This window comes from Paenibacillus sp. J2L1-98 (genome assembly GCF_056269405.1).
Genome location: NZ_JBWDNW010000004.1, coordinates 1 through 22,029 on the forward strand (window position 1 = coordinate 1; position 22,029 = coordinate 22,029).

The following is a 22,029-nucleotide window of genomic DNA, read 5'->3' on the forward strand; positions in this document are numbered from 1 at the left end:
ACGGATCCAGGGCACGATTATCGGCGTATTGATTATGGGCGTGCTTACGAACGGTTTGACCTTATTGAATGTAGATTATTATTGGCAATTAATTGTAAAGGGCGGGGTTATTGTTGTGGCGGTTCTGCTTGACCGTTTACGCAGCCGCGGCTAAACAGACAGAGGTCCTTCCCGCGTACTGCGAACCAGCATGACGTTAGGGGAGGACATTTTTGAAAATATAAGAATTTATAAGTTTCACCCTTATACCTGCTTATATTTCACCGCGAAACGAGCTATTGCCGCCAGAGGACGGCGACAGCCGTTTACGCTTGGTCATTAGGGGGAAGTTTTCAGATGGGCACCTTTGCATTACGAAGCATTCGCTCCAAAATTATGCTAATTATTATGCCAATGATCATACTCGCGATGGCGGTCCTGTCCTTTCTTACTTATCAGAATTCGAAAGCGTTGATCAACAGGGAAATCGACAACAAAATGCGTTATCAGCTCAGCTCCACCGCAGAGCATATCCAAACCGAATTGACAGCGCATTTAAAAATTCCGCAAACGCTGGCAAGGGCGATGGAGGTAACGGGTGATCACATTGAGCAGGAAACGGTCATCGATATGATTATGAAGTATTTGTCGACCAATAACGATACGTTCGGGGTCGGCGTATGGTTTGAAGCCAATCAATTCAAAAGCTATGTGAACTATTTCGGACCCTACGCTTACCGTTATAACGGGCAAGTGCTGTACACGCTCGACTACAGCACCAAGGAATATAATTACTTGAATCGCGGCTGGTACCTTATCGGGAAAGATACGGATCAATCCGTGGTTTGGACGAAGCCGTATTTTGATGAAAACTCCAAGTCGGCGGTGCCTGACTACGACAGCGCCTTTTTATCATTTTAACGGTAATTTCCGGGGAGTAGTGACGGCCAATATCGACCTGAAAAATTTGCAGAAAATGATATCATCAACCGAGGTAGGCAAAAGCGGCAGAGCATTTCTGGTGGACAGCGAAGGCACATATATCGCAGACCGCGATGAGCAAAAGCTGTTGAAAATGAACGTATCGCAGGATCCGAACGCAAGCCTGGCAAACGCAGGCCAGACGATGCTCAAAAAAGAAAGCGGTTACGCGACTTATGAGGATACAAACGGCCTGAACCGGATTTATTTTATGGACATTCCGGTTACCGGGTGGAAGCTCGCGATGGTTATTCCTGACAAGGAGCTGTACGAACCGCTTAAGCAGCTGCTAATGAAGTCCGGTATCATTATCGGGATTACACTCATTATTGTATCTTTCGTGATTTATTGGTTTGCAAGGTATATGAGGAATCAAATAAGGGCGGTGAATGTGCTTTCCTCCGACATGGCCTCGGGTGATTTAACCCGTTCGATCGAAGTCCGGTCGCGGGATGAATTCGGCTCCATGGCCCAAAATTTAAACCTCATGACCCGGCAGCTTAACGAAGTCATCAAGAAAATAACGTCGGGTATTGAGATGGTTGCCGGCACGTCGGATCAGCTTACGTCAGGAACGGAGCAAACGACCAAAGCGGCGGAAGAAATTGCGGGAGCAGCCCAGTCGGTTGCTGCCGGCAGCGAGCAACAGGCGCACATGGTGAATAAGGCCAGCGGTAAGGTGGATGAAACATCCGCGGGCTTGAAAAACATGGCTGAGCGAATGACGGTCGCTACAGAAGCGTCCCGCAAGACGCTGCAGACAGCAATCGAAGGAAACGAGTCGATCAGGAATGCGGTTAGCCAAATTCAAATTATGGACGAGAAGGTACAGAATGCGGCTCAAATTATCGAGTCCTTGACTGCCAAGTCCAAAAAGGTCGACGAAAGCATGGAACTGATTGGGAAATTAGTCGCCCAAACGAGAATACTCTCGTTAAATGCAGGGATCACTGCCGTGCAGGCAGGCGCTCACGGAAGAGCCTTTACCGTCATTGCGGAGGAAATCCGTTCGCTTGCCGAGAACGCCGCTAAAGCGGGCCATTCCATACAGGAAACGATCGCGCAAATGCAATCCGAAGTTCGGCTCGCTAAAGAACAGATGGATTCGAACCGCGATGCCGTTCGCAGCGGAAAAACGAAGATCGAGCACGCCGGCACATCGTTCGAGCGTATTGTGCAGTCAGCACAGGATGTGACCGTAGAGACCGAAGGAGCAGTAAACTCCATAACAGAGATGCACATGTACATGTCTGAAATGGAAGATGCCATTAAGAAAATCACAGTCATTTCTATGGAAACCGCCAATCAGACAGTCAGCGTGTCCGCCGCTGCGGAAGAGCAAATGGCATCGATGCAGGAAATGACAGCCGCAGCTCATACGCTTGCTTCGCTCGCTAACGATATGAAAGATTTGATCAGTAGATTCAGCGTATAGAAATGACCCTGATAAGCGAATAATCGTCATCAGGGTCGCGTCGTTTACGTAATCGTTTACGTAAACGATTAAACGATTTTTCGGATGGTTTCATGAGCTAAACTATAAGGATAGGGGATACCATTTCTATGATTACGGATATTCGTAAATTAAGTAAAGCGAATAAGTCAGTATCACTCCTTTTGGCTTTGTTGTTAACCTTTACCGGAGTTATTGCTCCGGGAGCACCGTATGACCTTGCCTTTGCGGAAGAAGCTTCCGACATTACTTATGAAATCGTGAATCCCGGTTTTGAGACGGGAAATTTAGACGGCTGGACCGTGGCAGAAGGGGAGGCTCCGGGGCGTGTCACTTCGGACGTCGTTTACTGGCATAAGGATCCGGTCAATAAAGCAGGCGAATATCACTTTTGGGGAGACGACTTTAAAGCAGGAGTTCTCGAATCGACCCATTTTCAACTAGGGGGTACGGGGGAGATCAATTTCTTAATCGGCGGAGGGAACTTGGCTGATACGCAGTATGTTGCGTTGGTTCGCGAATCAGATGGGATAGAGCTCATCAAAAGCACGCATACATCCTTTGCCGACACCGAAGGCTATCACCGGGTTGTATGGGATGCATCTGCTTTCCTTGGCGAGCATGTATTTATCCGGATCGCAGATAAGGCTGCCGCCGGCGGCTGGCAGCACGTGAATGTGGACGATTTTCACGTCCATAATACGGAACAAATCGACATTGTGAATGCAGGCTTCGAGGAAGGTGATTTTAACGGGTGGACTACAGGAGGAGAAGCCTTTACGGTTTCAAACGAAGCCGCGAGCAGCGAAGGACAGGCTTATGGCCATAGCGGAAACTACCATGCTTCTGCCGGAGCGGACGATGAGCGAAGCGGGACCTTAACTTCGTCGGTCTTTAAACTTTTCGGTTCGGGCGAAATTGACTTTTTGATCGGCGGCAGTAACGATCTTATTGGCCAATATGTGGAACTCGTGCGGGAGGATTCGGGGGAAACGGTTTTCAAAGCGACGGGCAGCGGTTCGGACCGGTACAAACGGATCGTATGGAATGCCGAAGCCTATCTCGGCAAGAAGCTGTTTATCCGCGTAGTCGACAGCGGGGCTGGACATATCAATGTGGATGATTTTCATGTACAGAATAAGAATAAGGGCTCTTATACGATGTTGAACGAAGATTTTGAAAGAAACGGCTTGGAGAGATGGGTCGCGGATGGTAATGCATTCACGGTTGCACAAGGCAATACGGCTGTCATCCCCGGTTATCAGCGTCATGTGTACGCGCAAAGCAGTATAGAAGGAGTGGGCTCGCTAACATCCAGCATATTCCGCTTTGCGGGAACGGGACAAGTGAACTTCAAGCTAGCCGGCGATAACGAAGCCGATCTTTATGTGGCACTTTATCGGGCTGGTGACAACATCGAATTAAAGCGGATGGCTTCTTCAGGAAAGAACGCTTTCGAAACGGTAGAATGGGACTTGTCACCTTATATGGATGAGCAGCTCTATTTCAAGGTTGTCGATCAATCAACGACCGGCAGGTTGTATGTGGACGACTTTAACTACTATGTTGCATCGACCATCCTGAATCCGAACTTCGAAACCGGGGATTTGCGCGGCTGGCAGGTCGTAGAAGGGAACGCTTTTGACAATGTGGTGACGAACGAGGCCCTGTATCACGGAACGAAGTCGTTTCAAAAGGAAGGCACCTATCATTTGTGGGGCTACCATGGCGGCGGCGACGGAAGGCAAGGGACGCTGGAGTCTGCCCACTTTATTTTGGAAGGAGACAAACATATAGCCGGTGACGGCAGGCTTACCTTCCTGATCGGCGGAGGCAATAAACCGCTGGAGCTGGCGGTTCAGCTCGTACAGGATTCCACGGGCGATGTGCTCTTTTCCGCAACCGGCCATGAAGACGAGAAATATATCCGGGCGGATTGGGATGCCACGGCTTACGCGGGAGAGGAATTATTTTTTCGAATCGTGGACAAATCTGACGGCGGCTTCGGCCACTTGAATGTGGATGATTTCCGTACGGTCACGCCATTCGTTGACATGCTGAATCACGGTTTCGAAACCGGGGACTTGGCCGGCTGGACGCAGGAAGGCGATGCTTTCAAACAAGCGGTAAGCAGCGCGCCCGGTTTTGGGCAGGAAGGCGCTCATCACTTGTATGGCAAAGCTGCAGGGGATGACGGTGCTACGGGTTCGCTTCAAAGCAGAAACTTCGAGCTTGCGGGTACGGGCAAAGTGACTTTCCTCATTGCGGGAGGACAGGATCAAGGCAAGCTGTACGCTGCTTTAGTCCGTGCCGGCGACGGCGAGATCCTGTTCCGTGCAAGCGGATCGGATTCGGATATTTACCGGGAAGTAACCTGGGACGCTGCCGCGTATGTCGGGGAGCTGGTGTATGTAAAGATCATCGACGAGAAAACCGAGGGGCCGTACGGTTACATCAGTGTCGACGATTTCAATCTCAACAGCCCGGATTCGTATTACGGCGAAAAGTATAGACAGCAGTATCATATGTCGCCGGAAAAAGCATGGATGAACGATCCGAACGGCATGGTGTACTACGAAGGAGAATACCACTTATTTTATCAGCATCACCCCAATGCGCCGACGTTTGGGCCGATGACTTGGGGGCACGCGGTAAGCAAGGATTTGATCCATTGGGAGCATCTGCCGATCGCTCTGCGTCCCGGGGACAATGGGGTTGTGTTCTCTGGGAGCGCGGTAGTGGACCGCAATAATACGAGCGGTTTTTTTGATGAAGAAGGCTCAGGGCTGGTTGCCGTCTTCACCCATGCCGACAACAAAATCGTACCGGGTAAAAATCAGGTGCAAAGTATAGCGTACAGCAAGGACAAGGGCAGGACGTGGACGGAATACAGCGGAAATCCTGTGCTGCTGCCGACGGCGAATGCGGATTTCCGCGATCCGAAAGTGTTCTGGCACGAACCGACCTCTAAGTGGATCATGTCGCTCGCCGTTCAAGACCGGGTGGAGTTTTACACTTCCCCGAATTTGAAAAATTGGACGTACGCAAGCTCCTTCGGACAAGACGCAGTAGGTTCGCACAAGGGAATATATGAGTGTCCGGATTTGTTTGAAATTTCGGTAGATGGCAATCCGGCGAAGAAGAAATGGGTGTTAATGTTAAGCGTTGGCGACAGCAACGGCACGAATCCGAACGATCCGCTGCCGCCTGCCGGCGGGTCGGGGATGATGTATTTCCTCGGAAATTTCGACGGAGAGACCTTTACGCCGGATCAGCCTGTCCTTTCAGCAGCGGATCTGAATTGGGTGGATATGGGCTCCGATTTCTATGCGGCTGTAACGTGGAGCGATGCTCCCTCGCCTGAAGGACGCCGATTATGGCTTGGCTGGATGAGCAACTGGAGCTATTCGGGCAATACCCCAACGGGCGGATGGCGCGGAAGCATGTCCCTTCCTCGGGAATTGGAATTGAAAACGTTCCCTGAAGGTATCCGTTTAATCCAGAAGCCGGTAGAACAGCTAGCGCAATTGAGAGAACCGATCGCCGAGGTGAACGATGCTGAGGTAAATGCGGACAGCGTGATAACGGGCAATATTTCTGGAACTAAAATGGAAATTGTCGCGGAATTCGAGCTTGGAAACGCTTCCGAATTCGGGTTAAAAGTCCGCAAATCGGAAACGGAAGAGACCGTGATCGGTTACGATACGGCTGCGAAGGAGCTTTTTGTCGACCGCACGAAATCCGGAGATACGGGCTTCCATCCGAATTTCGCGACAAAGCACGAAGCCTCGCTGCATCCTGAAAATAACCGGATCAAGATGCATCTGTTTGTGGATGCATCGTCGGTAGAAGTGTTTGGAAACGAGGGGAAAGCGGTAATTTCCGATCTTATTTTTCCGGATCCGGAAAGTACGGGGCTGGAGCTGTACGCCGTTGACGGCAATGTTCGGGTTGTGTCCATGAAAATCTATAACATAAAGAGCATCTGGAAAAATGAACAGTTTACGAAAATCCGACTGGACGACCGCGATTACAGCCTAGATGCAGCCAAAACCCATCAAACCGCTGTACATGCTGTAACCGTATCGGAAAATGTGTACGCGTTAGGAGCTCCGATGACGGATGTATCGGCGCAGGCTGCTTATCAATCATCAAATGCTGCGGTAGCTACTGTTAATTCGAAAGGAATGGTTACTGGAATAAGTGCCGGTACAACGGTCATAACTGCAACCTATGGAGGCTATAAAGCGGCAGCGAATGTTACCGTCGTTGCTGGCGGCGAGGAACAGCCGTCGAATGGAGGAACGAACCCGGCGCAGCAATCCAATGTAAAGGTAACAAGGGAAAACGGTGACGGGAAGCTGCTCGTTTTAACGAAACGAGACGAAAACGGCAGAGCGCATGCGCTTATCGGCGCGGTGCAGATGCAGCAAGCATTAGAGGTTGCGATGGCCGGCGATGACGGGAACAAAAAGGTTATTATTGAATTGTCCAAGCTGGACGGAGCGGAAGGCTATGCTGCGCAGCTTCCGGCAGCTTATGTTTCTTCTGAAACCGTTAACGCTAAGTTTGAGCTCCGTACACCGCTCGGCACCGTCACTCTCGCAAGCAATATGCTGCACGCTGTGGATGTGCTGGGCTCGGATACCGTTGTGTTTACGGTAAGCGGAGCCGGGCTAAGCAGCGTTAACGATGAAACCCGCAGCCTCATTGGCGATCGTCCGGTCATTGACTTCTCCGTTATGATCGGCGGAAAGCCGATTAACTGGCATAACGAAGGTGTGCCGGTAACGGTAAGCTTGGATTACACGCCTGCCGCGAACGAACTGAACGATGCGGAGCATATTACGGCTCTTTATATCGATGCTTCCGGTAAAGCGGTTCCAGTAGGGAACGGAAGGTATAACGCAGCGACGGGAAAAGTGGAGTTTACGATAACCCACTTCAGCATTTATGCCGTTGCTTTTGTTAAAGCATCGTTCCCCGATCTCGGCCGTTATCCATGGGCCAAAAAACAAATTGAAGTATTGGCTTCCAGAGGCATTATTAACGGTGTGTCTAAAAATGCCTTTAATCCCGGCGGTTATGTGACCCGGGGAGATTTCATGCTGCTGCTCGTTAAAACGCTTGAATTGAAAGCGGAAGTTAACGGCCGCTTTGATGACGTTAACCCGGGCGATTATTATTACGATGAGCTGGCCATAGCGAGGGCGCTCGGCATCGCGACCGGTAGCGGCGGCAATGCTTTTCATCCGAAGTCGATCATAACAAGACAAGACATGATGGTGCTGACAGCGCGCGCGCTGAAAGCGGCAGGTAAACTTGGCACAACCGAGGCGGCGGATTTGAGCAGGTTTAAAGATGCCGCACAGGTATCAAGCTATGCCGGCGAAAGCGTATCGCTAATGGTGAATAAAGGCATCATTCAGGGTAATCAAGGAAATCTGAATCCGCGGGATGCCGCTACCCGTGCGGAAGCGGCCGTAATGCTGTATAAAGTATGGGCGCTTCAACCGTAAGTTTGCCGTTATCCTATGGCGGGCTCGCCGTTGATGTAATAGCTGTCCTCGCGGTAGGCATGAAACACGATTTCGATCTCGGATATGCCAAGGCGGCGGACGCATTCGGTGACAGCCTGCGCGAAGCTGTTCCGTACCTGCTGTCCGCGCTCGAACCAGCCTACCTCAATGAAGGCGAAGTCGGATTGTTCCGATTGACTGCCGAATACGCTGGTCGTATGCAGGCAAGCCATTGTGAAATTGTCAGTGCCGCATTCGCAAATGGCGGCAAGCTTATCCGCAAGCGCAGGGGTAACGGCTTGAAGCTGCTCTGCCGGCACTCCGCGAAATAGTAGATGTGGCATAATAGAGTTCCTCCCGGTTTGTTGGAATTATTGTCTGTAAATAGAAGCATCGGCCGCTTTATGATAGTCGGCCGATGCTTTTCCTGCTTGGACTACTCCGTTACATGGAACGGCTTTAGAAACAGCTTCGGAATATCGGTTTCAAACCGGACAAGCTTGCCCGTAACCGGATGCGTGAAGGCAAGCACGCGGGCATGCAGCCCGAGTCGGCCGATTATCCGCGTGCGGGCGCCGTATTTTTTGTCGCCGGCCACAGGATGGCCGATGTCCTCCATATGAACGCGAATCTGATTTTTGCGTCCCGTCTCTAGATTCACCTCAAGCAGAGAGAAGTTTTTGTTCGATCGAAGCACCTTGTAATGCGTGACGGCGTGCTGCCCGTCATTCGGGTAGGAACTGGAATACATTTTGAGAGTCTTGCTTTCCTTCAGCCAAGAGGTGATGGTTCCCGTCTCCTTCTTAACCGCTCCTTCAACGAGGGCGACATAGATGCGCTCTTGAACGGTATCCTGCCAGCTGTTTTGCAGCTGCTGCTGAACCGCCTCGCTCTTCGCGAACATCATAACACCCGACGTGTCGCGATCCAGCCGATGCACGACGAAAATCCGGTTTTTCGTATTTTCTAGCCGCACATGCGCCATCAGCTGGCGGTATGCGGTAATTTCATTTTCCGGTGCAGCATCCGAAGATATGGACAGCAGCCCGGCTTCCTTCTTAATGACGATAATATGCTCATCCTCGAACATGATCGCGAGCCCTTCCAGCGGAATCTTCTCCTGCGGCCGATCTTTGCCAACCGTCACGGTCTGGCCGGGCTGCAGCGGATAGTTGTAAGCGGTCGTCGATTTTCCGCTGACGGACACTTGTCCATGCGCCAATATCGATTTCACGACGTTTCGTCCGGCACCGGAAATGTTTTTTATGAGAAATGGAAGCAGCTCCATCGGTTCGGTAACCGGATAGGACTTGCTCTTATCTGCTTTTGATTGAGGAGCTCCGCGCTTTTTCCCCCTGTGCATGCTTAAAAACCTCCTAGATTCAATGCTCCTACTATAACACGAGAGCAGGCAACAGTTCTAATCTTCTATTTGGCTTTCTGCTGCTATCTTTGAAAACCGATTTCATAGACAAAGCGTCAGAAGGAATGGTAGGATAAATGCTAGACAGACCAAATGGTGAAAATGGAAAAGGTTGGAGGAAATTACTGCGTGAAAACAAAACTTATTAAGACTTTGCTCAGTCCCTTGCTCATAGCGGGCTTACTGCTTGCTCCGCTGCCTGGGCTTAGCGGCAGTTCCGTAGAGGCTGCCAGCGTTACGAGCAAAGCGGTCGCTTCTCCGGCTAAGCAATTGCAAGTTATCGTAGACGGGAAGAAGCTTTCGCTCTCAGCTGCCGCCTATGCAGAGAAGGGCGTGACGTTCGTTCCGATGCGCGATATTTTTACGGCGCTCGGCGCTTCCGTAACCTGGGAGAGCAAGACACAGACGATTATCGGACGTAAAGGCAATTTATCTATTTCTCTTAAAGTAGGCAGGAAAGAAGCGGTCATTAATAGTAAAACCGTCAAGCTCGATGCTCCGGCTGTCGTCCGCAAAGGCGTGACGTTCGTTCCTGTCCGCTTCATATCTGAATCTCTTCGCGCCACGGTGAAGTGGGACAGCGCCGCTAACGCGGTTCGCATTACATCGCAAGAGGCCGCCGAGCAAGCAGAGTACGAGAAATGGCTTGAGCAGCAGAAAAATTTACCTAAGTTCACTAGTGAAGAGATTGTAGATAAATTTGACGAAAGCGTCGTTATGATTATGACGAATCGCGCACAGGGCAGCGGCGTTGTCATTGGCAGCAACCTGATTTTGACGAATCATCACGTTATCGTTGACGCAGCCTCCGCAACGGCGCTTACGATTAACGGCGACGAGCTGAAAATAGCGGGCGTAGTCAACTATGACGAGAATGCGGATCTGGCCATCATCAAAACAGAAAAGCCGATCAACATCCCTTCGGTTGAGATCGGCTATGGTTTAAATTCGTTTAAAGGCGGCAAGGTCGTTGCGATAGGCAGTCCGCTAGGGGTGCAAAATACGGTCTCAGACGGACTGATCAGCAACATTACTTACGAAAACGGAATTCGCTACATACAGACAAGCGCGCCGATCGATCATGGAAGCTCCGGCGGTGCCCTGTTTAACGAGTACGGTGAACTTATCGGCATTACTACGCTCGGCTACTCGGGCACGAACGCTCATCTAAACTTCGCCGTATCGGTTATCCATGCGGCTAACCTTAGAAGCGAAGTGACGGGCGGGCAAATTGCGGGCGCGAAGTTTTTGCCTTCCAGCCTGCCGGAAACGCTCGCGGGCGCACCTCTGACTGATATTGAGAAGCTGCTCAAGGAGCAATATTCCTCCTTGGTAACAACGGAGGGCGAGGCTGAGTTTACCAATTGGGAGGCGAAGCGCGATTCTTCAGGCTGGCTCGTCCTGACAGCTGATATTGATCCGCTGTTCTATATGTATTACGGGCCCGAGACAGCGCAGGAGCTTCGGATGTGGGCGATCAACATAGGCTATGAGTTCCACTCGATGCTGCCGGACGATAAGATCCAGCTCGTTATTTCGTTCCAGCGCGATTACGGCTTCGAGCCGCGCGGCTTTGCTGCAGGCGAGGTTACGCCGCTTGGCGGCGACAAATGGCGCGTTCGATATCCGGTCATCGATATGCAGCTTAAAGATGAGCTTTATATTAAAATAAGAGATTAATGATAAGAGGCATTTGCTGCAGCGATGTATGGCAGGGGATGCCTCTTCTTTTTTTTATATTTTTTCGGTACAATAGAAGGCATCTTGCTATAGGCGCTGAGTGTTTTGGAAAGGCGCTTCATAAGCAAAAGCTTACGTTAGAGAGGTTATGCTATGAAAGTGGTTCTGTCCACATTAAATGCTAAGTTTATACACACTTCACTGGCGCTGCGATGCTTGAAGGCGTTCAGCGGCGAACGATTCGATATCGATATTGCAGAGTATACAATTAAAGATCCGGTCATGAACATCGTATCGGATATTTTTTCGCGCAAGCCTGACGTGGTAGGGTTCTCCTGCTACATTTGGAACATCGAGGAAACGATTACGGTCATTAATATGCTGCGCAAAATTATGCCCGAAATTAAGATCATTCTCGGCGGCCCGGAAGTCAGCTATGATATGGACTATTGGATGGAACGGGTGCAAGAGGTTGACTTTATCGTCATTGGGGAAGGCGAGGAGACGTTCCATCATTTGCTGACCGAGATCGAAGGCGACGGCAAATATCATATGGTATTCGGGGTTGCTTACCGGAAGCAGCGCGAGGATCGTGTCGAGGTGCTAATTAATCCGCCCCGACCGAAGCTGAATCTGAACGAGCTGCCGTCCCCGCATCGCTTTGAAGAGGATATTCCTCATCTGGGGAGCCGTGTCGTTTATTTTGAGACAAGCCGCGGCTGTCCGTTCAGCTGCCAATTTTGCTTATCCAGCATTGAGGTCGGCGTTCGGTACTATGACATGGAGAGGACGAAGTCGGATATTTTGTATTTGATCGATAAAGGTGCGAAGCTCATTAAATTTGTCGACCGGACCTTTAATATCAAACGGGATTACGCCCTCGAAATATTCGAATTTTTGATCCAAAACCATCAAGGCTGCGTCTTCCAATTCGAAATTACGGCCGATATTATGCGCCCTGAGGTGTTAGACTATTTGGCGGAGAATGCGCCTCCAGGTATATTCCGCTTCGAAATCGGCGTACAGTCGACGAATGATCCGACGAACGAAGCCGTTCAGCGACGTCAAAATTGGATGAAGCTTGTTCGTACCGTCATGAAGGTGAAAAATTCGCAAAAAATCGATCAGCATCTCGATTTGATAGCCGGGCTGCCGCTTGAAAACTACGATACATTCCGCGGAACGTTTAACGATGTATTCGAGCTGCGCCCCGAGGAGCTGCAGCTTGGCTTCCTGAAGATGCTGCGGGGCACGGGTCTCCGCCGCGAAGCGGACAAATGGGGCTATATTTATATGGATAGATCGCCGTATGAAATGCTCGGCAACGATCTGATGCCATTTGGCGATATCGTGCGCATTAAGCGGGTTGAGGATGTACTCGAGAAATATTGGAACGCTCACCGGATGGATCATACGCTGCTTTATTTGGTCGATCGCGTATTTCCGTCCCCATTCGATTTCTTCCAAGCGTTCGGCGATTTCTGGGAGCGCAGCGGCTGGCAAAAGATCGGACATCAGCTCGAGGATCTGTATTCGCGGCTGTGGGCGTTTCTTCAATCGCTGCCGCTTTCAGGCAAGAATGCAATCGGTTCATTACCATCGCCGCAGGAGGAGACTGGGAAGCCTGCCGCTTCATTTGACGAAGTGCTCGCGATCGCCGGTTCACGTCTCGATTCCGACGTGGTGCTGGGGCTTATGAAATATGATTATTTCCTTAATCATAATTACAAACCGCGCAAAACCTGGTGGGAGTTTACGATGGACAAGACCGTGTGGAGCGGCTGGATGCGCCGCCTTGCGGAACGTCCTGACGATGTATCCGCTGAATTCGCTGCTTTAGGGCTCGGGGAGAAGGAGCTTCATAAGCATGCCGTTATTGAGAAGCTGCCATTTGATCTTGCGGAATTCCTGGCAACCGGAGAGGTGGTACGCGAGCGTCACACGCTGCTCGCCGTATTGTATACACTTGATTCGGGCAGCAGCAAGCCGAAGCCGCGTCCATTCACGTTGTCGATAGAAGCAGAGCGAGAAGTACTGCAAAGATAAATCATGATTGCAGGCAAAATAAAGGGGCGTGCCAATGGTCGATTAAGACCTTGGAACGCCCCTTCTATTTTTGCATTCTTTTATTTAAATATAGGGTATTCGATTAAGCGGGAACAACGCTGCGAAGAACCGTCATGCTGCCTGAAAGCTCATAGCCGCCAAGGTTAGCAGGAAGGAGGAAGCACTCGCCTGCTTTTACGGACTGCTCGCCGTCCTCCCACTTCAATACGCCTTCGCCTTCAGCGATGACAAGGATGACGAAGCTCTCGAGCGAGGTGGATAGCTGCCAAGGAGCGGCTACGACTCCTTTCTCAACGATAAAGTAAGGGGAAGAAGCGATGGTCAGCCATTGACCAGCAACCGCGTTGTCGGTTTTCATACGCTGTGCGCCCGCGCCTTTGTAGGCGATGACGTTAAGGGAGTCTTCGATATGAAGCTCGCGCAATTGACCGTCAAGGCCTGGACGATCGTAGTCATGCAAACGATACGTTGTGTCTGAGTTTTGTTGAATCTCGGCTACAACAACGCCGGAGCAGAGCGCGTGAACCGTACCAGCAGGAATGTAGAACGCATCCCCAGCTTCTACGGATACCTCTTGCAGCGTGTCCATAATGCGGCCTTCAGCAATAGCGGCTTCCATCGCGTCGCGGTCAACGCCGTCCTTCAGGCCATAGATGATTTTTGCGCCGGGCTTGGCGTCAAGAATGTACCACATTTCAGTTTTGCCGAGCTCGCCTTCTGGAAGTCCTTCATATATGTCTGTTGGATGCACTTGGATGGACAGGTCATCATTGCAGTCGAGCAGCTTAATAAGAAGCGGGAAACGTCCGTTTTTCTCGGAGAAGCCCTGCGTACCGAACCAAACTGGACCATACGTTTCACGAATTTGATCAAGGCCAACACCAGACAGCTCGCCATTCATGACTTTCGTCGTACCGTTCGGATGATCGCCGATCATCCAGCCCTCGCCGATGGAGCCTTCAGGCAGCTCGAGACCAAAACCCTCCAGTGCGCGTCCTCCCCAAATACGTTCTTTCATTTCCGGCTTGAATTGTAGCGGATAAGGTTTTACAGTCATTGGTTATCTCTCCCATATCGTTTGTATGTAGTGCTGTTATTTGTCCAGCTACTCCTTTCTCTTTCAAGCATAGGCTGAACTCCCGGCGGTGAAAAGGGACGATATTACTGAAATAATGACATGAACCGCCTATTTATTAGGAAAAAATTGGAGCTATCTTCCTGGTTTTGCTTTAACTGAGCACCAGTTAGTGAATTAAGGCCCAAAATGTCCGTTTATGGGGTCGATGCTATATAACATTCGATAAAAATTGCCCTTTTGATCCGCTGCTTAGGTTATCCTGCTCATTGTCAACTAGCTGGCAATGGGCGTTTCTCCAATGCGATGAGATATGGAGCCGCCGGCCGCTGCGGCTGGCGGTAAATAACGGCTTGTGCCAGCGATTGCGGCAGCTGCGCTGCCCAGGCTTCGACGGCTGCTGCTTCTTCCGCGCCGCCCGGGTGGCCCGGATAAAGGACGCAAGTGACGATGCCGCCCGGGCGCAGCACGGTAATCGCCGCATCAAGTGCGGCTAACGTAGAGGCAGGCTCCGTTATGATCGTTAGGTCGCTGCTTCCCGGCAAATATCCAAGGTTGAACATAACTGCGGAGACTTGCCCAATGACAGATGGATCAACCTCCTCTGCCATCCGGGCATGATTCTCAAGCACTAGCTTCAGTGCAGGCAGCTTATTGTCGCCTGCGAGAGCAGAGAGACGCTCCTCAGTACGGTCCAGCGCCTCCTGTTGAATATCGAAGGCGTATACGGTGCCTTTTGGCCCAACGAGCTCCGCCAGCGCATAAGTATCGACGCCTCCGCCAGCGGTAGCGTCAATGACGATATCGCCGGTTGATGTGCGCTCTGCGATCCATTTGTGAGCCATGCTCAGCACAGAGAGAAAGCCCATGCCGTACCCCCAATCGCTGCTGCCGATGGACAGCAGCTGCCAGTGCTTGCCCGCCAAACTCCTCTAGACGTCTTATCATTCATACCGCTTAGACCCCCGGCTGCCACAGTTTGCCCTGCCATGTGTCCCGCCGTTTCAGCTCGTCGTCGAAAGCGTTAAGCACTTCCCACTTCTTAAGACTCCACATTGGACCGATCAGCAGATCGCGCGGCGCGTCGCCGGTAAGCCGGTGAACGATCATCTCCGGCGGCAGAAACTCAAGCGTATCGACAATCAGATTCACGTACTCGTCCTGCTCGAGGAATCGCAGCAGTCCAGCCTCGTACTGGCGCACCATAGGCGTTTTGCGCATGAGGTGGAGCAAATGAATTTTGATTCCCTGCACATCCATTTTGGCAACGGCACGTCCGGTGTCGAGCATCATTTCATGCGTTTCCTGAGGAAGACCGTAAATGATATGCGCGCATACGCGAATGCCGCGCTCGCGGAGACGGCGAACCGCATCGACGTAGCAGGCAGTATCATGGGCACGGTTAATCAGCTCGGAAGTTGATTCATGCACCGTCTGAAGGCCCATCTCAACCCATAGGTAGGTGCGTTCATTCAGCTCAGCCAAATAATCGACGACATCATCGGGCAAGCAGTCGGGACGGGTAGCGATCGACAAGCCGACAACGCCAGGCTGCTGCAAAATCACTTCATAATATTCGCGCAGCTCTTCAACGGGCGCATACGTATTCGTATAGGCCTGAAAATAGCCAATGTACTGCGCGTCCGGCCATTTCTGATGCTGGCGGTCGCGTATATTATTGAACTGCGTAACGAGATCATCCCGTCTGCTGCCCGCGAAATCGCCGGAGCCGCGGGCGCTGCAGAACGTACAGCCGCCCTTTGCGATTGAGCCGTCGCGGTTCGGGCAAGTAAAGCCGGCATCAAGCATCACCTTGAATACTTTACCGCCAAACTGCTCACGCATTTCGTAATTCCATGTATGAAATCGTTTATCGCCCCAGAGCATCGGCTGCTGCGGTGATGTGTGTAATTCAATCATCATTTTCCCCTTCTTTCAAAACGTACACCCTATATTTTAGCGAAAATCGAGTGGAAAAGCCACGTTTGTTATGCGTTTGGATAAAGAACGTTCGGAAATCGCTTTAATTGGAAAATATTTTTGATATGGATTAAATTGGGCTTGTGTAACCTTACATGAAGTGTTATATTAAAAGTGCGACAAGACAATAAATAAACCTGACATAGCCCATCTGCACCTGCATTCATGAAACGTCGATTAACTGGAAATACCTTTAAAATAAATCGATGAGGTGATTAGTAATGAATAACCTTTCCAAAATTCCGCACGGCGATGACACTGTTACTGTTGAACTGACTCTTAAAGAATTGATGGCGCTTACGGGTGTCCGTTTTCACAATAACCATGGCGTAGAAATTTCCGCCCGCAAGAAGCTTAACGAAGTGCTGTTCGAATCTTATGAGCGCGATCAGCGAGAGAATGGGCCGATTCCATATCAGCTTCTCCTCTAAAATACTCGCGTAAATTAATATGAAAGCCGCGGTGCCATACAACTGGCCGCGGCTTTTTTCTATAGAGACGCTGCGGAAATTTCAGAGTAAAACGAGCATTTCCACGAAAAGGATGGCGTATGCAGCTAATGCTTGTCCATTCCTCTTTACATTGCGTACATTCTTGGGCACAATAAGGACTAGTCTATTCGTTGCATCGTCTACGATAAATGGAGGAATCACTGCATATGCGTTTAAGAGGAAGAAAAGGTATTCGCGAAAGTTTAGAGGGACAGCCGGAGCTAGTCGTTCTCGATGCCGAGCCCCACAAAGGGAAATGGCGCGAGTTTTTCGGCAACGATCAGCCTATATATGTAGAGCTGGGCATGGGCAAGGGCCGGTTCATCAGTCAGATGAGCGCGCGTTATCCGCACATCAACTTTATTGGCGTTGACATGTATGATGAGCTGATTCGCCGTGCGAGCGAGAAAGCACGCATCATTTGGGAGCAAAAAGGGGAGTCTCATCCGCCTAACCTCGCGCTGCTTCGCGCCAATATCGAAGGCATTGAAACGATGTTTGCGCCGGGGGAGATCGAACGCGTTCATCTTAACTTTAGCGATCCGTGGCCAAAGGCCAAACATGCGCGCCGGAGACTTACGCATCCAAGGCTCGTTGCCAAATATATCGAGCTGCTGAACGAGCGCGGTGAAATTCATTTTAAGACGGATTCGCAATCGTTGTTTGAGTTTTCATTGAACAGCTTTGCGGAAATGGAGCTAGTTATGCGCAATATTTCGCTCCATTTACACAAAGAAGGCCCCCGGGAGGACCTTGTGTTTACCGAATATGAGATGAAGTTTATGGAAAAAGGGCAAAATATTTATCGCGTAGAAGCTGTTATCGGCTCCGAGGCGCTGCGGAAGCACCGCGAAGCGAAGCAGGAGAAGTCGCTTAAGGAAGAGGCGGAAGCAATCGAAGCAGGTTCGGATGATTCCGGGGATGACGATAACTAGTTTAATCCTACTGCAGATCCAACCCAAGAATAGTTGACCGCGATGGCGGTAACCGTTCCGATGAGTGCGCCTGCCGCAACGTCGGACGGATAATGTAAGCCAAGGTACATCCTCGACCAACCGACCGATACTCCGATTATGATTGCTAACGGCACTAATAGCCAAATGCTGCTCGTCAACACAATAGGGACGAGCCAAGCGAAGATCGCCGTAGTATGGCCGGATGGAAAGGAAGAGTCCATCAGCGGCTTGTGGCCCGTATTCACATCAGGCAATGCCTGGTAGGGTCGAAGCCGCTTGAATTTTCGTTTTACGATTGCAACGGGTAAGTGGCTAATGATGACGGCAGTCAAGCATTGCCAGCCAGTAAGGCTCCAAGGAGCAGGTGCTAGTAGCGCATATATAAGGGCGGTAGCGAGTGTAAAGGTAGCGCCGCCCATATGTGTGACCGTGCTTAACCATTTGCCAAGCAGTCGATGTCTTTTTCCCCCGGCAGGTCTCCGATTTGCCCAAATCAGCATCTTTTGCTCACTTGTCTTCAGCCAGCCTATCATTCGTTCCATCGCTGTCATCCTCCTAACGGTGGCTAAGATTGAAACCTACATAATCTTCTATATCATTAAATTCAATTTTAACATGTTTTTGTTTGCTGGGCGTAAACTATTTCATGTCCCATTATTAAAAAATTTAGTAAGCAAAGTATAAATATTGATTTGTATGATCTGTTTAATAATGTGCAGTAGGGTAAAACTGTAATGGACATATTTTAAGACGTTAAGGCAGATAATGTCGGAATAGCGAAAAGTGTCGGAACGGAGCCGCTTGTTCACCTGTTCGTCACATAGTCGCACTTCAATCTAAGAAACATTTTCACACATTTTATCGTAAATAAGGACGTTAGTGCTAAAAAGTCAGCAAATGGTTGAAAATAAGGCTGAGTCGGAGCAAAAGGAGGTAATGCATTCATTCATATGCTATGCAAGCGTTTTTCTGACGAGATTAAGCGTAATCGAGACTAATTCAACTTTTGACAAAGAAGTTGTTTCTGTGGAGAATCAATAAAGGTCCGGGAGTGTTTGCAGAGAAACACTCGTACAAAGAGAAAATATATAATAAAAAGCTTGCAGCAGCCGAGAGCGAATGCTGAAAAAAGCAAAAAAAATGGGGTCTCAAGGGGGCAGTGCCGCATGGTTCTAAGTGTTGTTTTTATTGCGTTTCAAGTAGTAATGGCGTTAATCGCGGTTTATCAATTCAGTATTTCTATTTTCGGCTTGTTCAAAAACAAAAGCCGGAAGCATCACGCGCCGCAAAAATCGTTTGCCGTGCTAGTCGCAGCTCACAACGAAGAGAAAGTAGTCGGAGCGCTAATCGAAAATTTAAAAAAGATGGACTATCCAGAAGAACTCTACGATATATTTGTTATTTGCGATAACTGTACAGACGGTACGGCAGATATTAGCCGCAGCCTCGGCGTTCATGCGTGTGAAAGAACGAACCAGCTGCTGCGCGGTAAAGGCTATGCGATCGAATGGATGCTCAAAGAGCTGTGGGCTATGCCTCGCCAATATGATGCGATTGTTATGTTCGACGCGGACAACTTAGTAAACCCTGATTTCTTGCAGCTGATGAATAATGATTTATGCGAGGGCCATCAGGTCATTCAAGGCTATTTAGATACAAAAAACCCGGACGATTCATGGGTAACTGCTGCTTATGGCATCACTTACTGGTACTGCAACAGATTGTGGCAGCTATCCAGAACCAAATTGAAAATGAGCAATTTCCTCGGCGGCACCGGCATGTGCTTTAACTCTGCGCTCCTTAAAGATATGGGCTGGGGAGCAACGAGCCTGGTTGAGGATTTGGAGTTCTCAATGCGCTGCGTGCAGCGTGATATTTATCCGGTCTTGAACTACGATGCAAAGGTATACGATGAGAAGCCGGTTACCTTCAAAGCTTCCGCAAGACAACGGCTGCGTTGGATGCAGGGACATTTTAACGTAGCGCGCAACTACTTTTTCCCTTTGCTGTGGGCCAGCATTAAAGAGCGTAACTTTGTGAAATTCGATTCGGCTATCTACACGATCTCTGTGTATAATACATTGCTTGGTTTCATACTGACGATGATTATATGGGTAGATATCGCGATTCCGTCGCCTAATTATTTAGATTCGCTTTATAATTACTTGCCTTGGTGGACGGTAGTAATTGCCGTTGCAGCTTCGGTTATTCAATTTCCGCTTGCCCTCATGCTTGAGGGTGTGAAATCGTGGAAAATGTATGCGCATCTGCTGACATTGCCGTTTTTCCTTATTTCGTGGTGGCCGATTACGTTCTACGCCTTCTTCACCCAGAACAACAAAACATGGAGTCACACGCAGCATACGCGCGTCGTTCGGATAGAGGAAGTGCAGAGCAAATAGAATATGGCGGGCTTAAGAGACGCTTGTAAAATATTCAGCTAAGCTGTTGACACAGCTTTGTGGGCTATGGTATAGTAACACGGTAACATTTTCAACTAACTAAATGACGCACAAGTAGAAGCACCCGCTTCTCACCTTTCGGCTAAAGCTGGCTGGTTCGCGATAATCGATTGGTCACTCCATTATTTCAGCAGAAATGATGCACTGACATACATGTACGGTTATGAGATGCGGGTTCGAGCGAACCCGCATTTTTTTATTGCGTAAAAACATGAAACAAACCATTTTTGGAGGTGGCACGCTATTAGCAGAGAACATCAAATCAATGATGAAATCCGGGCAAGAGAAGTACGTTTAGTCGGCGCTGACGGCGAGCAAATTGGAATTAAATCGATTCGCGACGCATTGCAGATGGCGATTGAGCTTAACTTGGATCTGGTGAACGTCGCTCCGACGGCTAAGCCGCCGGTATGCCGCATCATGGACTACGGGAAATTCCGTTATGAGCAGCAGAAGAAAGAAAAAGAAGCTCGCAAAAACCAAAAGATCGTTGATCTTAAGGAAGTTTGGTTCCGTGCCAACATTGATGAAAATGACTATCAAACGAAGTACCGTAACGTAGTCAAGTTTCTGGGTGAAGGCGATAAAGTGAAGGCATCCGTAAGATTCCGCGGCCGTGAGATTGCTCATGCGGCTCTTGGACAAAAGATTTTGGATCGTCTTTCAAAAGAGGTTGCCGAATTATGCAGCGTTGAGCGCGCTCCTAAGCTGGAAGGCCGGAGCATGATTATGATTTTGGCACCCAAAACCAACAGCTAACAACTGATGAAGAACTTTAAGGAGGATAACTGATATGCCTAAGATGAAAACACACAGCAGTCTGAAAGACCGCTTTAAAATTACTGGAACTGGTAAAGTAAAACGTTACAAAGCTTACCGTAACCACTTGCTTTCACACAAATCCGGTCGTCAAAAACGCGTACTTGCTGGCCAACCGCTTATGGCTGCTGGCGACGTTCGTCGTTTGAAGCAAGGCCTTTCCAACTTGTAATAATAAGCTACAACAAATAAGCAAATTCAACCTACAGGAGGTTTCCACTCATGGCAAGAGTTAAAGGCGGATTTGTCCGCACTCGTCGTCGCAAAAGAATTTTAAAGCTAGCTAAAGGTTATTTCGGTTCGAAACACCGTCTGTTTAAAACAGCGAAGGAGCAAGTTGGTAAGTCCCTTATGTATGCTTACCGTGACCGTCGCAACAAAAAACGTGACATCCGCAGACTGTGGATCGTTCGTATTAACGCGGCAGCTCGTATTAACGGACTTTCGTACAACAAATTCATGCACGGCTTGAAGCTTGCGGGCGTAGAAGTAAACCGCAAAATCCTTGCTGATCTGGCAGTTAACGACATCACTTCGTTCAACTCGCTTGCAGGCATTGCAAAAGAAAAAATTAACGCTTAGACGTTAACATATAAATAGGGCTGTTCAATTCGTCATTCCGATGACTTTTGGACAGCCCTTTTTTGTCGTATACAAGCAGGTTACATGAATTTATCATGCGGTATGCGTACATTTATAAGTTCTGAGGGCAAACAAACAGACAATAGCCTCTTTCCCTGAATATGCTGAAGGACAAAGGGAAAGGAGGGATTTCGCATGGGTAACGTTTCCAAACAACAAGTACGGAAACTGGTCGGCAAATCCATTTATGCAGTGCTTCCAGACGGCTCTGTCGTCACTGGCAAGCTCGTTCGGGTGCACAATAATAAACTGATCGTAGCTCCAATCAACAAAGACAAAGGCAAGGTTGTGCAAACGAAAGCTATACTGCCACTCGTTTTGTTTGATCTTCTAGCCATTGGCACGCTGCCGTTCTTTGGATTCGGTGGAGGCTGCTGCAATAACAATTTTAACAAATGCTGCGGCGGCGGCTTTGACGGCGGCTATGGCGGATTCGATGGCTATAACGGCTATGATGTCTACGGCGGCGGTTATGGCAACCAAGGGTTCGACGGGTATTAAT

18 protein-coding genes and 1 other annotated feature are annotated in these 22,029 nt (G+C 49.5%); of the genes, 12 read left to right on the plus strand and 6 right to left on the minus strand.

Features of this window, described 5'->3' with window-relative positions; translation table 11 throughout:
* The first annotated feature begins 336 nt into the window (after window positions 1–336).
* The 3 genes from AC0YNZ_RS10200 (at window position 337) to AC0YNZ_RS10210 (ending at window position 7,932) form a co-directional block, all read left to right on the plus strand.
* On the plus strand, window positions 337–900 hold the full coding sequence (locus tag AC0YNZ_RS10200; RefSeq protein ID WP_475826506.1) for a cache domain-containing protein: 564 nt from the start codon (window positions 337–339) through the stop codon (window positions 898–900).
* Window positions 845–2,395 (plus strand): methyl-accepting chemotaxis protein, encoded by a 1,551-nt coding sequence (locus AC0YNZ_RS10205; protein WP_475826507.1) that lies wholly within the window; start codon window positions 845–847, stop codon window positions 2,393–2,395. Before AC0YNZ_RS10200 ends, AC0YNZ_RS10205 begins: the two co-directional genes overlap by 56 nt.
* Before the next feature lie 128 nt (window positions 2,396–2,523).
* Entirely contained in the window at window positions 2,524–7,932 is a 5,409-nt protein-coding gene (locus AC0YNZ_RS10210; RefSeq protein WP_475826508.1) for a GH32 C-terminal domain-containing protein, read from the plus strand.
* A gap of 8 nt (window positions 7,933–7,940) precedes the next feature.
* On the opposite strand, the gene AC0YNZ_RS10215 is transcribed toward AC0YNZ_RS10210, so the two are convergent.
* Window positions 7,941–8,276, minus strand: a complete 336-nt coding sequence (locus tag AC0YNZ_RS10215; protein WP_475826509.1) for a DUF1904 family protein — start codon at window positions 8,274–8,276, stop codon at window positions 7,941–7,943.
* 92 nt (window positions 8,277–8,368) lie between these two features.
* Complete coding sequence (locus AC0YNZ_RS10220; protein ID WP_475826510.1) at window positions 8,369–9,295, minus strand: RluA family pseudouridine synthase; 927 nt, start codon at window positions 9,293–9,295, stop codon at window positions 8,369–8,371.
* A gap of 189 nt (window positions 9,296–9,484) precedes the next feature.
* On the opposite strand from AC0YNZ_RS10220, the gene AC0YNZ_RS10225 reads away from it, so the two are divergent.
* Entirely contained in the window at window positions 9,485–11,035 is a 1,551-nt protein-coding gene (locus tag AC0YNZ_RS10225; RefSeq protein ID WP_475826511.1) for a stalk domain-containing protein, read from the plus strand.
* A 153-nt stretch (window positions 11,036–11,188) separates the two neighbouring features.
* The gene (locus tag AC0YNZ_RS10230) at window positions 11,189–13,081 is read left to right on the plus strand and encodes a B12-binding domain-containing radical SAM protein (RefSeq protein ID WP_475826512.1); all 1,893 of its coding nucleotides are present in this window, start codon (window positions 11,189–11,191) and stop codon (window positions 13,079–13,081) included.
* Window positions 13,082–13,184: 103 nt separating this feature from the next.
* Here AC0YNZ_RS10230 and AC0YNZ_RS10235 read toward each other — a convergent pair whose 3' ends face one another.
* From AC0YNZ_RS10235 to mnmL, 3 genes are all read right to left on the minus strand, one after another.
* Window positions 13,185–14,159 (minus strand): type I phosphomannose isomerase catalytic subunit, encoded by a 975-nt coding sequence (locus AC0YNZ_RS10235; protein ID WP_475826513.1) that lies wholly within the window; start codon window positions 14,157–14,159, stop codon window positions 13,185–13,187.
* 290 nt (window positions 14,160–14,449) lie between these two features.
* Window positions 14,450–15,046 (minus strand): tRNA 5-(aminomethyl)-2-thiouridylate-methyltransferase MnmM, encoded by a 597-nt coding sequence (mnmM, locus tag AC0YNZ_RS10240; RefSeq protein WP_475826790.1) that lies wholly within the window; start codon window positions 15,044–15,046, stop codon window positions 14,450–14,452.
* 88 nt (window positions 15,047–15,134) lie between these two features.
* Window positions 15,135–16,097: a tRNA modification radical SAM protein MnmL/YtqA gene (gene mnmL, locus AC0YNZ_RS10245; protein ID WP_475826791.1), complete on the minus strand. Its 963-nt coding sequence runs from the start codon at window positions 16,095–16,097 to the stop codon at window positions 15,135–15,137.
* A 281-nt stretch (window positions 16,098–16,378) separates the two neighbouring features.
* Here mnmL and AC0YNZ_RS10250 point away from each other — a divergent pair, with 281 nt between their 5' ends.
* Window positions 16,379–16,588 carry a hypothetical protein gene (locus tag AC0YNZ_RS10250; RefSeq protein WP_110773725.1) on the plus strand — a complete coding sequence of 70 codons (210 nt, stop codon included), beginning with the start codon at window positions 16,379–16,381 and terminating at the stop codon, window positions 16,586–16,588.
* 227 nt (window positions 16,589–16,815) lie between these two features.
* Entirely contained in the window at window positions 16,816–17,583 is a 768-nt protein-coding gene (gene trmB, locus AC0YNZ_RS10255; protein ID WP_475826514.1) for a tRNA (guanosine(46)-N7)-methyltransferase TrmB, read from the plus strand.
* Here trmB and AC0YNZ_RS10260 read toward each other — a convergent pair.
* Window positions 17,580–18,146, minus strand: coding sequence for a phosphatase PAP2 family protein (locus AC0YNZ_RS10260; protein ID WP_475826515.1), 567 nt, complete (start codon window positions 18,144–18,146; stop codon window positions 17,580–17,582). The genes trmB and AC0YNZ_RS10260 overlap by 4 nt on opposite strands.
* A gap of 624 nt (window positions 18,147–18,770) precedes the next feature.
* Between AC0YNZ_RS10260 and AC0YNZ_RS10265 the strand changes: the two genes are divergently transcribed.
* The 5 genes from AC0YNZ_RS10265 to AC0YNZ_RS10285 all read left to right on the plus strand — a co-directional run bounded on the left by AC0YNZ_RS10265 (window position 18,771) and on the right by AC0YNZ_RS10285 (window position 22,028).
* Window positions 18,771–20,006: a glycosyltransferase gene (locus AC0YNZ_RS10265; RefSeq protein ID WP_110773722.1), complete on the plus strand. Its 1,236-nt coding sequence runs from the start codon at window positions 18,771–18,773 to the stop codon at window positions 20,004–20,006.
* Between the two features lie 106 nt (window positions 20,007–20,112).
* Window positions 20,113–20,270, plus strand: a sequence feature (ribosomal protein L20 leader region).
* A 57-nt stretch (window positions 20,271–20,327) separates the two neighbouring features.
* A complete protein-coding gene (gene infC / locus AC0YNZ_RS10270; RefSeq protein ID WP_110773721.1) occupies window positions 20,328–20,825 on the plus strand; it encodes a translation initiation factor IF-3 in 498 nt (165 codons plus the stop codon).
* 34 nt (window positions 20,826–20,859) lie between these two features.
* On the plus strand, window positions 20,860–21,057 hold the full coding sequence (gene rpmI, locus AC0YNZ_RS10275; protein WP_053374531.1) for a 50S ribosomal protein L35: 198 nt from the start codon (window positions 20,860–20,862) through the stop codon (window positions 21,055–21,057).
* Window positions 21,058–21,107: 50 nt separating this feature from the next.
* Window positions 21,108–21,467: a 50S ribosomal protein L20 gene (gene rplT / locus AC0YNZ_RS10280; RefSeq protein ID WP_053374532.1), complete on the plus strand. Its 360-nt coding sequence runs from the start codon at window positions 21,108–21,110 to the stop codon at window positions 21,465–21,467.
* A 195-nt stretch (window positions 21,468–21,662) separates the two neighbouring features.
* Window positions 21,663–22,028, plus strand: a complete 366-nt coding sequence (locus AC0YNZ_RS10285) for a hypothetical protein (RefSeq protein ID WP_110773720.1) — start codon at window positions 21,663–21,665, stop codon at window positions 22,026–22,028.
* The last annotated feature ends 1 nt before the right edge of the window (window position 22,029 follow it).

Bases quoted from the DNA above. Each gene is read 5' to 3' on its own strand.
- AC0YNZ_RS10200 (WP_475826506.1), top strand. From the start codon at position 337: ATGGGCACCTTTGCATTACGAAGCATTCGCTCCAAAATTATGCTAATT.
- AC0YNZ_RS10250 (WP_110773725.1), top strand. From the start codon at position 16,379: ATGAATAACCTTTCCAAAATTCCGCACGGCGATGACACTGTTACTGTT.
- AC0YNZ_RS10285 (WP_110773720.1), top strand. From the start codon at position 21,663: ATGGGTAACGTTTCCAAACAACAAGTACGGAAACTGGTCGGCAAATCC.
- AC0YNZ_RS10205 (WP_475826507.1), top strand. From the start codon at position 845: ATGAAAACTCCAAGTCGGCGGTGCCTGACTACGACAGCGCCTTTTTAT.
- AC0YNZ_RS10265 (WP_110773722.1), top strand. From the start codon at position 18,771: ATGGTTCTAAGTGTTGTTTTTATTGCGTTTCAAGTAGTAATGGCGTTA.
- AC0YNZ_RS10260 (WP_475826515.1), bottom strand. From the start codon at position 18,146: ATGGAACGAATGATAGGCTGGCTGAAGACAAGTGAGCAAAAGATGCTG.
- mnmM (WP_475826790.1), bottom strand. From the start codon at position 15,046: ATGGGCTTTCTCTCTGTGCTGAGCATGGCTCACAAATGGATCGCAGAG.
- mnmL (WP_475826791.1), bottom strand. From the start codon at position 16,097: ATGATTGAATTACACACATCACCGCAGCAGCCGATGCTCTGGGGCGAT.
- trmB (WP_475826514.1), top strand. From the start codon at position 16,816: ATGCGTTTAAGAGGAAGAAAAGGTATTCGCGAAAGTTTAGAGGGACAG.
- rplT (WP_053374532.1), top strand. From the start codon at position 21,108: ATGGCAAGAGTTAAAGGCGGATTTGTCCGCACTCGTCGTCGCAAAAGA.
- AC0YNZ_RS10215 (WP_475826509.1), bottom strand. From the start codon at position 8,276: ATGCCACATCTACTATTTCGCGGAGTGCCGGCAGAGCAGCTTCAAGCC.
- AC0YNZ_RS10235 (WP_475826513.1), bottom strand. From the start codon at position 14,159: ATGACTGTAAAACCTTATCCGCTACAATTCAAGCCGGAAATGAAAGAA.
- rpmI (WP_053374531.1), top strand. From the start codon at position 20,860: ATGCCTAAGATGAAAACACACAGCAGTCTGAAAGACCGCTTTAAAATT.
- AC0YNZ_RS10210 (WP_475826508.1), top strand. From the start codon at position 2,524: ATGATTACGGATATTCGTAAATTAAGTAAAGCGAATAAGTCAGTATCA.
- AC0YNZ_RS10230 (WP_475826512.1), top strand. From the start codon at position 11,189: ATGAAAGTGGTTCTGTCCACATTAAATGCTAAGTTTATACACACTTCA.
- AC0YNZ_RS10220 (WP_475826510.1), bottom strand. From the start codon at position 9,295: ATGCACAGGGGGAAAAAGCGCGGAGCTCCTCAATCAAAAGCAGATAAG.